The 13,172-nt window shown below is 72.6% G+C and carries 12 protein-coding genes; 6 read left to right on the top strand and 6 right to left on the bottom strand.

Features of this window, described 5'->3' with window-relative positions; genetic code table 11:
• Positions 1–2 precede the first annotated feature (2 nt).
• The 5 genes from N865_RS04535 (at position 3) to N865_RS04515 (ending at position 6,504) form a co-directional block, all read left to right on the top strand.
• A complete protein-coding gene (locus N865_RS04535; protein WP_084327941.1) occupies positions 3–1,979 on the top strand; it encodes an ABC transporter transmembrane domain-containing protein in 1,977 nt (658 codons plus the stop codon).
• A 203-nt stretch (positions 1,980–2,182) separates the two neighbouring features.
• Positions 2,183–3,946, top strand: a complete 1,764-nt coding sequence (locus N865_RS04530; RefSeq protein ID WP_034802134.1) for an ABC transporter ATP-binding protein — start codon at positions 2,183–2,185, stop codon at positions 3,944–3,946.
• Positions 3,947–4,068: 122 nt separating this feature from the next.
• Positions 4,069–5,325, top strand: a complete 1,257-nt coding sequence (locus N865_RS04525; RefSeq protein WP_034802038.1) for an NAD(P)/FAD-dependent oxidoreductase — start codon at positions 4,069–4,071, stop codon at positions 5,323–5,325.
• A 35-nt stretch (positions 5,326–5,360) separates the two neighbouring features.
• Positions 5,361–6,215, top strand: coding sequence for a bifunctional methylenetetrahydrofolate dehydrogenase/methenyltetrahydrofolate cyclohydrolase (locus N865_RS04520; RefSeq protein WP_034802035.1), 855 nt, complete (start codon positions 5,361–5,363; stop codon positions 6,213–6,215).
• A gap of 10 nt (positions 6,216–6,225) precedes the next feature.
• Positions 6,226–6,504 carry a DUF3017 domain-containing protein gene (locus N865_RS04515; RefSeq protein WP_034802032.1) on the top strand — a complete coding sequence of 93 codons (279 nt, stop codon included), beginning with the start codon at positions 6,226–6,228 and terminating at the stop codon, positions 6,502–6,504.
• 82 nt (positions 6,505–6,586) lie between these two features.
• Here the strand turns inward: N865_RS04515 and N865_RS04510 are convergent, their stop codons facing one another.
• The 6 genes from N865_RS04510 to rfbB form a co-directional block, all read right to left on the bottom strand.
• Positions 6,587–7,567 carry a malate dehydrogenase gene (locus N865_RS04510; RefSeq protein WP_034802029.1) on the bottom strand — a complete coding sequence of 327 codons (981 nt, stop codon included), beginning with the start codon at positions 7,565–7,567 and terminating at the stop codon, positions 6,587–6,589.
• Between the two features lie 187 nt (positions 7,568–7,754).
• Entirely contained in the window at positions 7,755–8,534 is a 780-nt protein-coding gene (locus N865_RS04505; RefSeq protein WP_034802027.1) for a hypothetical protein, read from the bottom strand.
• Entirely contained in the window at positions 8,531–9,181 is a 651-nt protein-coding gene (locus tag N865_RS04500; protein WP_034802026.1) for a SatD family protein, read from the bottom strand. The genes N865_RS04505 and N865_RS04500 overlap by 4 nt, the downstream gene beginning before the upstream one ends.
• Before the next feature lie 57 nt (positions 9,182–9,238).
• On the bottom strand, positions 9,239–10,051 hold the full coding sequence (gene aqpZ, locus N865_RS04495) for an aquaporin Z (protein WP_034802022.1): 813 nt from the start codon (positions 10,049–10,051) through the stop codon (positions 9,239–9,241).
• Positions 10,052–10,224: 173 nt separating this feature from the next.
• Positions 10,225–11,073 carry a dTDP-4-dehydrorhamnose reductase gene (rfbD, locus tag N865_RS04490; protein WP_034802130.1) on the bottom strand — a complete coding sequence of 283 codons (849 nt, stop codon included), beginning with the start codon at positions 11,071–11,073 and terminating at the stop codon, positions 10,225–10,227.
• 5 nt (positions 11,074–11,078) lie between these two features.
• Positions 11,079–12,086: a dTDP-glucose 4,6-dehydratase gene (rfbB, locus tag N865_RS04485; RefSeq protein WP_034802020.1), complete on the bottom strand. Its 1,008-nt coding sequence runs from the start codon at positions 12,084–12,086 to the stop codon at positions 11,079–11,081.
• Positions 12,087–12,241: 155 nt separating this feature from the next.
• Here rfbB and N865_RS04480 point away from each other — a divergent pair, with 155 nt between their 5' ends.
• On the top strand, positions 12,242–13,132 hold the full coding sequence (locus N865_RS04480; protein WP_051510139.1) for a glycosyltransferase family 2 protein: 891 nt from the start codon (positions 12,242–12,244) through the stop codon (positions 13,130–13,132).
• The last annotated feature ends 40 nt before the right edge of the window (positions 13,133–13,172 follow it).

Genomic DNA, 13,172 nt, shown 5'->3' with positions numbered 1-13,172 from the left:
CCATGCGAGACTTTCCGCCCGACATCAGGGCCTACACCGACCGAGCCGCCGACGAGCCGGACACGCGCTCCCCGCGGGCCCTCCTCTGGTGGATGGTCCGCCAGCAGGGCCTGCTCTTCTGGGCCGGGCTGCTCGTCGCCCTGGTCTGGATGGTGCCGCAGACCGTTGGCCCGTGGATGGTGGGCCGCGCCATCGACACGGGCATCGTCCCGGGCGACAGGGCGACCACGCTGCGCTGGGTCGCGGCGCTGGGCGCGGTCACCGTCGTCGGTGCCCTGAGCGGCATCGTCTTCCACACGATCATCGTCCGCGAGTGGTTGATCGCCCTCTACGGCACGACCAAGCTCGTGACCCGCAAGGCCCTCCAGCTCGGGCACGTCCTGACCCGCCGGACCCCGACCGGCGAGGTCCTCTCCGTCTCGGGCAGCGACGGCGACCAGTTCGGCGCGCTGATGGAGATCACGACCCGGGCCTTCTCGCAGCTCATCGCCTATCTGGCCGTCGCCGCGATCGTGCTCAGCACCTCGGTGCGGATGGGTGTCCTCGTCCTCGTGTCCGCGCCGCTCCTCGTCCTGCTCGGGGCGCCCCTGCTCCGGCCGATGCAGCGGTGGCAGGGCGTCGAGCGCGCCCGCAACTCGGAGCTGACGTCGATGGCGACCGACATCGTCGCCGGCCTGCGGATCCTGCGCGGGATCGGCGGCGAGGAGACCTTCGGGGGCAACTACGCGGGCCAGTCCCAGCGGGTCCGCGCCTCGGGGGTCGCCGCGGGTCGCTGGCTCTCGGCCGTCGAGTCCGTCGGCGTCCTCCTCTCCGGCGCCTTCGTCGTCGCCCTCATGTGGCTCGGGTCCCGCGAGGTCGCGCTGGGCCGGCTCACCGTGGGCCAGTTCGTCAGCTTCCTCGGCTACGGGCTCTTCCTCCTCCAGCCGATGCGCACCTTCGTCGAGTTCGCCCAGAAGTGGACCCGCTCGGTCGTGTCGGCCCGCAAGGCGGTCGCCGTGCTCGGCCAGGGAACGCCCTGGCTGCACCCCAGCGGGCCCGTGCCCTTCCCCTCCGGGGCTCCCCTCGTCGACCACGCGTCCGGGCTGACGGTCGTGCCGGGACGGCTGACCATGGTCGTCTCGGCGGTCCCCGACGACTCGGCCGCGCTCGCCGACCGGCTCGGTCGCTACCTGCCGAGCGAGGAGGGGACCCTCGTCAGCGACGAGGTCCCCGAGGAGCTCAAAGGCCGGGCGGCCCGCCGTGAGCGGTCGGCCCGCGCCGCGGCCCGGGCCGAGCAGGCCCGGGCCGACGAGGAGCGCGCGCGACGTCCCTGGGGCGTCAGCGCGGGCGGTGTCGACCTGTCTCGGATCGAGCTCGACGAGGTCCGCGCGCACGTCCTCGTGAGCGACACCTCACCCCAGGTCTTCGCGGGCACCCTGCGGGCCGCGGTCGACCCGCACGCCCGCCTGAGCCGGGAGGAGGCCGAACGAGCCCTCCACACGGCCGCGGCAGAGGACGTCTTCGACGCACTTCCCGGGGGATGGCAGGGCGAGCTCGACGAGCGGGGCCGCGGACTCTCGGGCGGCCAGCGCCAGCGGCTCGTCCTCACCCGGGTCCTCGCGGCCGATCCCGAGGTCCTCGTCCTCGTCGAGCCGACCTCGGCCGTCGACGCGCACACCGAGGCCCGAATCGCCCGCCGCCTGCGCGACCACCGTGCCGGGCGCACGACCGTGGTCATGACGGCGTCGCCACTGCTGCTCCACCACGCCGACGAGGTCGTCCTCCTCGTCGACGGGGCCGTCGCGGCCCGCGGCAGCCACGGCGAGCTGCTCCTGCGCGACGACCGCTACCGGTCCGTCGTCGTCCGCGGCGACACCTCGCGCGATGCCCGATTCGACTCCGAGCTGGCCGAGCTCGTCGGCTTGCCGGCACTCGACCAGGGTCCACGGCCCTCGGACGTCGACCCAGCCCACCGGGAGACCCTGGAGGAGCAGCGGTGACCCACCTCGACCAGCACGTCTCACCCCTGCCTCCCGACCTCGCCGAGGAGTCGGCACGCACGTGGGAGTCGGGTGTTGTCGTCCCGGCCGTCCCCGAGGAGCTCCGCCCGCCCGCCGACGCATCGGCCGTGGAGCGTCTCGCGGCGTTGCGCCGTCGTCACCTGCTCCGCGAGCGCCGCGCCCAGGAGTTCGTCGCCGACACGATGAGCCCCAAGAAGGGCCTGCCCATCGCCAGCAGCCGTGCCGTCGTCGGCTTCATCGGCTCGCTGCTCACCCAGCGACGGCGGCTCGTCGTCGCCGTCGTGCTCGCCAACGCCCTCGCGGCGGGCGCCGGCCTGCTCGTGCCGCGCCTGCTCGGCGCCCTCGTCGACTCCACGGTCGCCGACGTCCAGGCCGGGCGGCAGGACGCGGCGCTCGCGGCGGCCAACTCGGCGGCGCTGATCGTGGCGGGCCTGGTCGTGCTCCAGGCCCTGCTCATCTTCGCGGCCCAGCTGTCCTCGACGATGCTCGGCCAGGACGTCCTCGCGTCGGCGCGCGAGTACGTCGTGCGGGCCATCCTGCGCCTGCCGCTGTCGCGGGTCGAGAGCGCAAGCTCGGGCGACCTCGTCACCCGAGTCACGCGAGACGTCGGCACGATGAGCGAGAGCGTGCGGTGGGCGTTGCCGCAGTCGATCATGGCCGGGATCACCGTCGTGCTGACGTTGGTCGCGATGGTGAGCAACTCCCTGCTGCTCTCCGTTCCCTCGCTCGTGCTCATGTCGCTGGCGATCCTCCAGGTGCGCCGCTACCTCGCGCGGGCGCCCAAGGGCTACCTCACCGAGGGCGGCACGTACTCGCGGATCAACACGACCCTGACCGAGACGGTCGAGGGAGTGCGCACCGTCGAGGCCCTCGGGCTCCGGGCCAACCGACTGCGCCGCGGCGACGACGACATCGCGGTGTCGGCGCAGGCCGAGCGCTACACCATGACCCTGCGCAACCTGCTCTTCATCGTCATGGACATCGCCTTCAGCCTGCCCCGCGTCTTCGTCCTGCTCCTCGGGGCGATCGGCTACGCGGAGGGCTGGGTGACGCTGGGGCAGATCACGACGGCGATCCTCTTCACCGACGCCCTGTGGGGTCCCTTCGACATGCTCGTCCACACCGTCGACCGGGTGCAGGTCGGGATCGCCTCGACGACCCGACTCCTCGGCATCGCGAGCGTCCCGCCCGACCGCGAGCCGGGCGACCTGGTGCCGACCGGGGCCGACCTCGTCGGCCGTGACCTGCGCTACGCCTACCGTGAGGGCCACGACGTCCTCCATGGTGTCGACCTCGAGCTGCGCACGGGGGAGCGTCTCGCGATCGTCGGACCGAGCGGCTCTGGCAAGTCGACCCTCGGACGCCTCCTGTCCGGGATCCACGGGCCGCGGACCGGCTCCGTCGCGGTCGGCGGCGTCGAGCTGACGGCGCTCCCGCTCGACGTCCTGCGCCGGGAGGTCGCCCTCGTCACCCAGGAGCACCACGTCTTCATCGGCACGATCCGCGACAACGTCGTCCTCGCGCGCGAGGGTGCACCCGACGAGGACGTCATCGAGGCCCTGCGCGCCGTCGACGCCTGGGAGTGGGTCGAGCGGCTCCCCGAGGGCCTCGACACCCGGCTGGGGTCGGGTCAGCTGGCCCTGACCCCGGGTCGGGCCCAGCAGGTCGCGCTGGCCCGGCTCATCCTCGCCGACCCGCACACGATCGTCCTCGACGAGGCGACCTCGCTCATCGACCCGCGCACGGCCCGCCACCTCGAGGGGTCGATGAACGCCCTTCTCACCGGACGTACCGTCGTCGCCATCGCGCACCGGCTCCACACGGCCCACGACGCCGACCGCATCGCCGTCGTCATCGACGGTCGCGTCGCCGAGCTCGGCAGCCACGACGAGCTCGTCGCGCTCGACGGTGAGTACGCCGCGCTGTGGCGGGCGTGGACGTCGTGACCCCGTGAGGTCGTATGCCGCCGGGGCCCGGCCCAGCGGCATACGACCTCGCTCGTCGGCTCGCGCGAAAGGCAGCGCGCTGACTCTCGACGGAGGCACCCGACCATGTGAGAGTGGGGCCCATGAGCAGCGCGACGTCAGAGGCCACGTACGTCATCGTCGGAGGCGGTCTTGCGGGCGCCAAGGCGGTCGAAGGGATTCGGGAGAGCGACCCCGACGGCTCGATCGTCATCGTGGCCGCCGAGGAGCACATCCCCTACGAGCGGCCGCCGCTGTCGAAGGGCGTGCTCAAGGGCGACGACACCGCCGACTCGGCCTTCACCCACCCGCAGGAGTGGTACGCCGAGCAGCATGTCGAGCTCCGTCTCGGCGACGCCGCGACGGCGATCGACCCGGCCGCACGCACCGTCACGCTGGCGAGCGGTGCGACCCTCGGCTACGACCGGCTGCTCCTCGCGACCGGCTCGACCGTTCGCCGCCTCGACGTCCCGGGCGCCGATCTGATGGACGTGCTCTACCTGCGCACGATGGGCGACTCCGCCGCCCTGCGCTCGCGGCTCGTCGCGGGGAGCAACGTCGCGGTGGTCGGTGCGGGCTGGATCGGGCTCGAGGTCGCGGCCGCCGCACGGGAGCGCGGGTGCGAGGTGACGATCGTTGAGCCGCAGGCGTCCCCGCTCCTCGGCGTCGTCGGCGAGCGGGTCGGCGGATGGTTCGCCGACCTCCACCGGGCCCACGGGGTCGACCTGAGACTCGGGACGGGCGTCGACCGGTTCGAGGGCGACGGCCAGGTGACCGGGGTCGTGACCTCCGACGGCGAGACCATCCAGGCCGACACCGTCGTCGTCGGCGTCGGCATCACGCCGACGACCGCGCTCGCCGAGGCGGCCGGGCTCGAGGTCGACAACGGGGTGCGCTGCGACGCCTCGCTGCGCACGTCCGACCCGCACATCTGGGCGGCCGGCGACGTGGCGAGCTGGCACAGCACGACGCTCGGCACCCACGTCCGGGTCGAGCACTGGGCCAACGCCCAGGACGGCGGCCTCGCGGCCGGCCGGTCCATGGCCGGTCAGGACGTCACCTACGACCCGGTCCCGTTCTTCTTCTCCGACCAGTACGACGCCGGCCTCGAGTATGCCGGGTACGTCCCTCGCGGCACCGACGCCGAGGTCGTGCTGCGCGGGGACCCCGCCACCAACGAGTTCATGGCGTTCTGGGTCGTCCCCGAGGGGGAGGGTGTGCGCGTCCTCGCCGGCATGCACGTCAACGTGTGGGACACGATCGACGCCGTCCAGCAGCTCGTCCGCAACCGGACGGTCGTCGACCGCGACCGGCTCGCCGACCCCGACACGGCGCTCGACAGCCTCGCCGCGCCCGCCTGACGGAACGTCGCGGGGGCAATGGCAGGATGGTCCCCGTGACGGCACAGATCCTCGACGGCGCATCCACCCTCAAGGCCATCAAGGCGGAGCTCACCCAGCGGGTCGCGGCGCTCCGCGAGCGCGGGGTGGTCCCGGGCCTCGGCACCGTCCTCGTCGGCGACGACCCGGGCAGCCACTGGTACGTCAATGCCAAGCACAAGGACTGCGCCGAGATCGGCATCACGAGCCTGCGCCGCGACCTGCCGGCGACCGCGACCCAGGCCGAGGTCGAGGCGGTCATCGACGAGCTCAACGGCGACCCGGCGTGCACCGGCTTCCTCGTCCAGCAACCGACCGGCCTCGACGAGATGGCCCTGCTCTCTCGCGTCGCCCCCGAGAAGGACGTCGACGGCCTGCACCCCATGAACCTCGGCTGGCTCGCCCTCGGCAAGCACGCACCGCTGCCGTGCACCCCGATGGGATGCATCGAGCTGCTCCGCCGCTACGACGTGCCGATCGCCGGTGCCAAGGTCGTCATCGTCGGCCGCGGCCTGACGGTCGGACGTCCTCTGGGGCTCATCCTCACCCGCAAGAGCGAGAACGCCACCGTGACGCTGTGCCACACCGGGACGCGCGACCTCGCGGCCGAGGTGCGCCAGGGCGACATCGTCATCGCGGCCGCGGGCGTGCCCGGCATCATCACGAAGGACATGGTCAAGCCCGGCGCGGCAGTCCTCGACGTCGGCGTGAGCCGCGTCGACGGAAAGATCGCCGGCGACGTGGCGCCGGACGTCGCCGAGGTCGCCGGCTGGGTCAGCCCCAATCCCGGAGGCGTCGGGCCGATGACGCGCGCGCTGCTCCTGACCAACATCGTCGAGGCCGCCGAGGCCTCGATCGCCCACTCCGCGTGATGCGGCGCCGATGAGCCTGCGCGGCAGCGGTTTCCGCGTTCTCGGCGTCTGGTGGCTCGTCGCCGTCGTCGTGGGGTCGGGGGTGCTGACCATCGCTTCCGGACAGATCCGGCTCGGCGGCCAGATCATGGCCGCCGGCTTCATCGGCGGCGCCGTGATCCGGTTGGTGCGCAACCCGCCCCGCAAGGCCGGGGGCCTCACGGTGCGATCCCGCGCCCTCGATGTCATCATCCTGCTCACCCTCGGGATCGGCGTGCTCATCGCGTCGGCCACGGTCAAGCTCGTCTAGGGCCGGACCGTCCCGCACACGAGCGAGGCGCCGGCCACCTCGCGGTGACCGGCGCCTTCGACGTGCTGCGTCGCCGAGTGGCTCAGATCAGGCCGAGGTCCTTGACCACGGCGCGCTCGGCCTCGAGCCGTCCGACGGAAGCCTCGATGCGGCTCCTGGAGAAGTCGTTGAGCTCGATGCCCTGGACGATCTCGTAGGTGCCGTTCTTCGTCGTGCAGGGGAAGGAGGACACGATGCCCTCGGTGACGCCGTACGAGCCGTCGGACGGGACCGACATCGAGACCCAGTCATCGCTGCCGAGCACCCAGTCGCGCATGTGGTCGATCGTCGCGTTGGCCGCGGAGGCCGCCGACGAGAGGCCGCGCGCGGCGATGACCGCGCCGCCGCGCTTGGCGACGGTCGGGATGTACTCGTCGGTGATCCAGGCCTCGTCGACGAGGTCGGCCGCCACCTTGCCGCCGACCTTCGTGTTGTAGAGGTCGGGGTACATCGAGTCGTCGTGGTTGCCCCAGATGGCGAGGTTGGTGATCTCGGTGACGGACACGCCGAGCTTCTTCGCGAGCTGCGTCTTCGCCCGGTTGTGGTCGAGGCGCGTCAGCGCGTTGAAGCGCTCGCGCGGGATGTCGGGCGCGTTGCTCATCGCGATGAGCGCGTTGGTGTTGGCCGGGTTGCCGGTGACGAGGACCTTGATGTCGTCGGCGGCGTGGTCGTTGAGGGCCTTGCCCTGGCCGGTGAAGATCGTGCCGTTGGCCGAGAGCAGGTCGGCACGGTCCATGCCCTCCTTGCGCGGCATCGCGCCGACGAGCATGGCGAGGTTGGCGCCCTCGAAGACCTGGTTGGCGTCGTCGCCGATCTCGATGCCGGCGAGCGCCGGGAAGGCGCAGTCGTCGAGCTCCATGACGACACCCTCGAGCGCCTTGAGGGCGGGGGTGATCTCGAGGAGGCGGAGCTCGACCGGGGTGTCCGGGCCGAGGAGCGCACCACTCGCGATGCGGAAGAGGAGGCTGTAGCCGATCTGGCCGGCGGCGCCGGTGACGGCGACCTTGACAGGGGTTGTGCTCACGGATGGGCCCTTCACGTCGGTGTGGCGCTGGACGTTCCGACGTTATCAGTGCGTGCAGCGTGCTCAGAACGGCCCATGGACCGCCCTGTGGCCCGGCTCACAGTGGGCCAGTGGGCTCGGGCATGCGACCCCTCACCGTGCCGGCCTCACGTCGGCCCCGTCTCCGTCAGGAGCAGGTCACGCCTCCTCAGCGGGCGAGGGCGAGCGAGGCGAGGGCGGTGATCCAGCTGACGAAGCTGCCGACGAGGAAGTACTCGGTCACGTCGTCGATCCCGAGGCCGGGCGCCCGCGTCGGGTCGGACCCGCCGCTGTTGCGGCCGGATGCCTGGATCTCGGGGAACCGCAGCAGCCCCTTGGCGGCGATGACGAGGCTCGCTGCGCCCACCTCGCCGGCGAGCCCGAGCCCGAGGATGACGAGGCGTTCCATCGGGCCGAGGAGCCGGCCGCCCTTGAGCCGGTCGGCCGGCTGGGGGACGGGCGGCGCCGCGACCTGGTCGGGGCGCAGGGCTCCGATGGCGAGCAGGACGAGTCGCACGATGACGTTGGCGCTCGCCACGTTGAAGAGCACGAGGGCGAGGATCAGCAGGACGCGGGCCGGCTGGGGCGTCTCGGTTCCGGGAAGGTCGGCCCAGGCGAGCCAGCGGCCGAGCGGACCGCCCGGGGTGCTCGCCCCCCCCGAGAAGGCGACGAGGCCCGTCGCCGTCAGCGCCAGCGCGGCGAGCGCCCGGAGGGCGTGCCGTCCGTCGGCCTGGGTCCGCGTCGACAGCTCGATCCACGCGGCGCAGCCGAGCAGCGCCAGGCCCAGGGCGAGGACGTCGGGCCACGCGTAGACACCCGACAGGGCCGCCGTGACGGCCACCGCGGCCGGTGCGACCGCGTGCGCGGCCATGCGACCCCGCCGGGACCCCGTCGCCCGGACGAGGTCGGCAAGGCCGGTGCCGATGAGGAGGATGGACAGCCAGGTCATGGCAGCCCAGCCAGGGTGGTCATGGCTCCGAGCGCCACACCGATGCCGTCGCGGCGCATGCGCTGCGAGACGGCGGACGGGCTGACGCCCTCGCGTCGCGCGATGTCCTGCTGCGTGTCGCCCTCCATGAGCCCCCCGAGGATCCGGCGTGATGTCGTCGAGAGCGAGCCAACCATGTAGTCCAGACAGTCGAGGGCCGCCTGGACGGCGGCGACGTGACCGGGCTCGTCCTCGGGGGAGACGTATGCCGTCCGCGACGTGCGTGACTGCGCCTGGCCGGCGCGCTCCTTCGCCGTCTCGATGGCGTCGCGGGCCGCCCAGTAGGCGGGCCCGTCGTGGATGCCGCGCCGGGGGTCGAGCGTGCTCACGGCCCCCCGGCCGAGCCCGAAGCGGACGTCGGCCATCGGGTGGAGGCCGGCGCGGATGCGGAAGCTCGCCGCGAGGGCGTCTCCGAGCGTGGAGTAGACGCCCTGGAACTCGTCGCCGAGGGTGATCGTCGCCGGGTCCTGCGCGAGCACCCTGGCGTTGGTCTCGTCGAGCACGTGCTCGAGCCGGTCGTGGAGGGCCTGGCGGTCGGGGGCGGTCCGTGAGTCGACGATGTCACCGATCAGGGCCACCGATGAAGCCCGAAGCTTCAACGCATCCATCTGAAGAGCATACCTTCATTTGGCCGGGATGAAGGCGCGCGCGGTCCGGGCGTGTGGTCAATCGAGGACGGGCTGCCCCTGGGCGTCGCGTGCGGCGTTGTTGATGTCGTCGGTCGAGCCCTCGATGTCCATGTCGCTTCGGTCCTCGCCGGTGATGAAGGAGAAGGTCGCGCCGGCGATGAGGCCACCCACGATGGGGGCGACCCAGAAGGCCCAGAGCTGCCCCGGAGCGCCGTTGCCGTTGAAGAACGCGACAGCCGTGGAGCGGGCCGGGTTGATCGAGGCGTTGCTGAAGGGGATGGCGACGAGGTGGGCGAGGAGCAGGCCGAAACCGATGGCGAGCGGGGCGAAGCCCTTCGGGGCGTCGTCCTTCGTCGCCCCGAGGATGATGTAGACGAAGAAGGCGGTGACGAGCGCCTCCAGGGTGAGCACCGCGCCGAGGCCGAAGCCGCCGGGGGAGTGCGCGCCGTATCCGTTGGCCGCGAGGTTGCCGGTCGTCGACAGTCCCCGCGACGCGACGAGCCCGGCGAGGGCGCCACCAGCGAGGAGACCACCGACGACCTGCGCGCCGACGTAGGCCGGGACGTCCTTCCAGTCGAACCGGCGCGCCACGGCGATCCCGATGGTCACGGCGGGGTTGAAGTGCGCCCCGGACACGTGGCCCATGGCGTAGGCCATCGTCGTGACGGCGAGGCCGAACGCGATGGCGACCCCAAGGTGGCCGATGCCGAGCTGCACCGGCGAGCCGTCCGCAAGGGCCTGGACGATGAACTTGCCGTCGAAGATCGCCGATCCGCAGCCGATGAAGACCAGCCAGAAGGTGCCGAGCGCCTCCACGGCCAGCCGGGAGCTCATCTTGGGGATGTACATCCGTGTCCTCCAGCGCGGTGTCGAGAACGTGCACGCCGGGTGGACCCCGGCCCCTTCGCAGCGTAGTGGAAAGGCGCAGGCGAGCACGGGTGCGCGGGAACGACCCTGCCCGGCGTCCGGCCCCGAAGCCGACCCGCCGACGCGGGCCCCACCCGGGGAACCCAGCCGGGGACTCAGCCGCGGATGCCGCCCGAGAGGTATGCCGTGAGCGACGGGCGCCAGTCGCCGATCGGCTCGATTCCTGCCGCCACGAGCGAGTCGTGCGACAGGACGCTCGACGCCGGACGCGGAGCCGGGCGGGGGAACGCGTCCGTCGTCGTCGGCTGCACCCGCTCGGGGTCCAGCCCGGCCTCCTCGAAGACCGCCCGCGCGAAGCCGAACCACGTCGTGCTCCCCGCCGACGTCCCGTGGTAGGTCCCGGCGGGAGCCCCGGCCTCGACGATCCGCACGATGAGGTCGGACAGGTCCCGGGTCCAGGTCGGGGCGCCGACCTGGTCGTCCACGACGGAGAGCGTCTCCCGCTCGCCCGCGAGGCGCAGCATCGTCGCGACGAAGTTCGGTCCGCCCGCGCCGTAGAGCCACGACGTGCGCACGACCCACGAGTCGGGGCAGAGCGCTCGTGCGGCCCACTCGCCGGCCGCCTTGGTCCGGCCGTAGGCCGAGCGGGGCGCGACCGGGTGGTCAGCGGCATACGGCACCTCGTCGGTCCCGTCGAAGACGTAGTCCGTCGAGATCTGGACGAGACGTGCACCGGTGCGCGCGGCCGCATGGGCGACGTTGGCGGCGCCGACGGCGTTGACCGCGAAGGCTGCGGCCTCGTGCGTCTCGGCGTCGTCGACGGCGGTCCAGGCGGCGCCGTTGACGACGAGGTCGTGCCCGGAGACGCCGGCGACGCACTCCGCGGCATCGGTCACGTCGAGGTCGCCGCGGTCCATCGCCGTGACGGCGTGCCCCGCGGCCCGCAGCGCGGGGACGAGGTCGTGAGCGAGCATCCCGCCCGCTCCCGTGACGAGGACGCGCAGCGTGCTCACCGGCCGAGGCGGGCGTACGTCCGCTCGGCGGCCACCTTCGCCTCGCGCCACCACGCCTCATTGGCGCGGTACCAGTCGACCGTCGCGGCGAGGCCGGCCCGGATGTCGTCGTAGCGCGGGCGCCAGTCGGTCTCGGCCCGCAGCTTCGAGGAGTCGATCGCGTAGCGGAGGTCGTGGCCGGGACGATCGTCGACGTGGTCGAACCAGTCGGCCGGCCTGCCCGTCAGCTCGAGGAGCATCGCGACGATCTCGAGGTTGTTGCGCTCGCCGTCGGCGCCGATGAGGTAGGTCTCGCCGAGGCGGCCCTGCTCGAGGATCGCGATGACGGCGTCGTTGTGGTCGTCGACGTGGATCCAGTCGCGGACGTTGAGGCCCGAGCCGTAGACCTTCGGCCTGATGCCCTCGAGGATGTTCGTGATCTGGCGCGGGATGAACTTCTCGACGTGCTGGCGCGGACCGTAGTTGTTGGAGCAGTTGGACACCGTGGCCCGGATCCCGAACGAACGGATCCACGCGCGGACGAGCATGTCGGCACCGGCCTTCGTCGCCGAGTAGGGGCTCGACGGGTTGACGGGCGTCTGCTCGGTGAAACGCTCCGCGTCGTCGAGCTCGAGGTCGCCGTAGACCTCGTCGGTCGAGATGTGGTGGAGCCGCGTGCCGTGCCTGCGGACCGCCTCGAGGATGGTGAACGTGCCGACGACGTTGCTCTCGACGAAGGGCCACGGGCTGTCGAGGCTGTTGTCGTTGTGCGACTCGGCCGCGAAGTGCACGACGACGTCCGCCTCAGCGACGAGCGGGTCGACGACCGCAGCGTCGGCGATGGACCCCACGACGAGGCGGACGTCACCCGGCCCGTCGCCGACGACCGGAGCGAGCGACGCCGGGTTGGCGGCATACGACATCGAGTCGAGGACCGTCACGGTCCAGTCGGGGCGCACCTCGCGGACGCGCAGCACGAAGTTGGACCCGATGAACCCGGCTCCGCCGGTGACGAGAAGGTGCATGGACAGAGAGTATGGCGCCCGGCCGGCTCCCCGACCGCATCGGCCGCCGGGTGACGGCACCCGTTGCAGGGGTATGCCGCCCGGCCCCCTGCCGCGTGCATCCGCCTTCGCCGGCGGTAGCCTCACCCCACGACCGAGGAAGGGACCCGCCACCGATGCCGCTCATCACGGTCCTCATGCCGGTGCGCAACGGGACATCGACCCTGGGCGCCGCGCTCCGCTCCACCCTGGCCGCGCTGCCCCGCGACGCGGAGATCGCCCTCATGGACGACGGCTCGACCGAGGACGTGCCGGGTGTTCTCGACGCCCTCGGCTCCGCCCGGGTCCACTACCACCGCACGGAGCAGAGTCACGGTCCCGGTGCCGCGACCCGCGCGCTGATGGACCGCACCGACAGCGAGTACGTCTTCCGGATGGACCAGGACGACATCTCGTTCCCCGGCAGGTTCACTCTCCAGCTGCGCCAGCTGCGGGGGACCGACCTCATCGTGGGGCCCGCCGTCACCTTCACGACGCGGCCCGTGCGGCTGCGCCCCGAGCTCCCGCTGCCCATCACGGCGGAGGCCATGCCCCTGCACCTGCTCGTCCACAACCCGCTCTGCCACCCGACGATGGGGGCCCGGCGGAGCACGCTGGAGCGGATCGGGGGGTGGCGGGCCGTCCGCGCAGAGGACTACGACCTGTGGCTGCGGGCGCTCACTGCCGGCCTGCGGCTCACGCGGGGCGGTGTCCCGGTCCTCGGCTACCGCCGCCACGGGGGGCAGGTTTCCGCCGAGCCCACCTACGCTCGCACCGCGTTGTCGGAGCCGGCGCTCCGCCAGGCGTACACCGACTTCGTGCGGGCCCGCTTCGACGTCGAACCCGTGTGGCTCGACCGTCTCTGGGGCACCAGCGCGGACGCCGACGGGGACGCCTGCCCGGGCGATGGTCCGGCCGGCGGGGGCCTCGACGTGCTCCGGGCGCTCGTGGACGCCCGGGCCGCCCGGCTCGGCCCGGTCCAGCGGCTCGTCCTCTCGCGCACGACCCGGTTGCTCGCGGGGCGTTGAGGCCCGAGCGCACCCGGATCCTCGGCGGGCGGCCGCGTCA

Source organism: Intrasporangium oryzae NRRL B-24470, from assembly GCF_000576595.1.
Lineage (GTDB): Bacteria > Actinomycetota > Actinomycetes > Actinomycetales > Dermatophilaceae > Intrasporangium_C > Intrasporangium_C oryzae.
The sequence above is the reverse complement of the archived record's forward strand: the minus strand, read 5'-3'. Positions and strand labels throughout refer to the sequence as shown.

Bases quoted from the DNA above. Each gene is read 5' to 3' on its own strand.
- N865_RS04535 (WP_084327941.1), top strand. From the start codon at position 3: ATGCGAGACTTTCCGCCCGACATCAGGGCCTACACCGACCGAGCCGCC.
- N865_RS04530 (WP_034802134.1), top strand. From the start codon at position 2,183: ATGAGCCCCAAGAAGGGCCTGCCCATCGCCAGCAGCCGTGCCGTCGTC.
- N865_RS04525 (WP_034802038.1), top strand. From the start codon at position 4,069: ATGAGCAGCGCGACGTCAGAGGCCACGTACGTCATCGTCGGAGGCGGT.
- N865_RS04515 (WP_034802032.1), top strand. From the start codon at position 6,226: ATGAGCCTGCGCGGCAGCGGTTTCCGCGTTCTCGGCGTCTGGTGGCTC.
- N865_RS04505 (WP_034802027.1), bottom strand. From the start codon at position 8,534: ATGACCTGGCTGTCCATCCTCCTCATCGGCACCGGCCTTGCCGACCTC.
- N865_RS04500 (WP_034802026.1), bottom strand. From the start codon at position 9,181: ATGGATGCGTTGAAGCTTCGGGCTTCATCGGTGGCCCTGATCGGTGAC.
- aqpZ (WP_034802022.1), bottom strand. From the start codon at position 10,051: ATGTACATCCCCAAGATGAGCTCCCGGCTGGCCGTGGAGGCGCTCGGC.
- rfbB (WP_034802020.1), bottom strand. From the start codon at position 12,086: ATGCACCTTCTCGTCACCGGCGGAGCCGGGTTCATCGGGTCCAACTTC.
- N865_RS04480 (WP_051510139.1), top strand. From the start codon at position 12,242: ATGCCGCTCATCACGGTCCTCATGCCGGTGCGCAACGGGACATCGACC.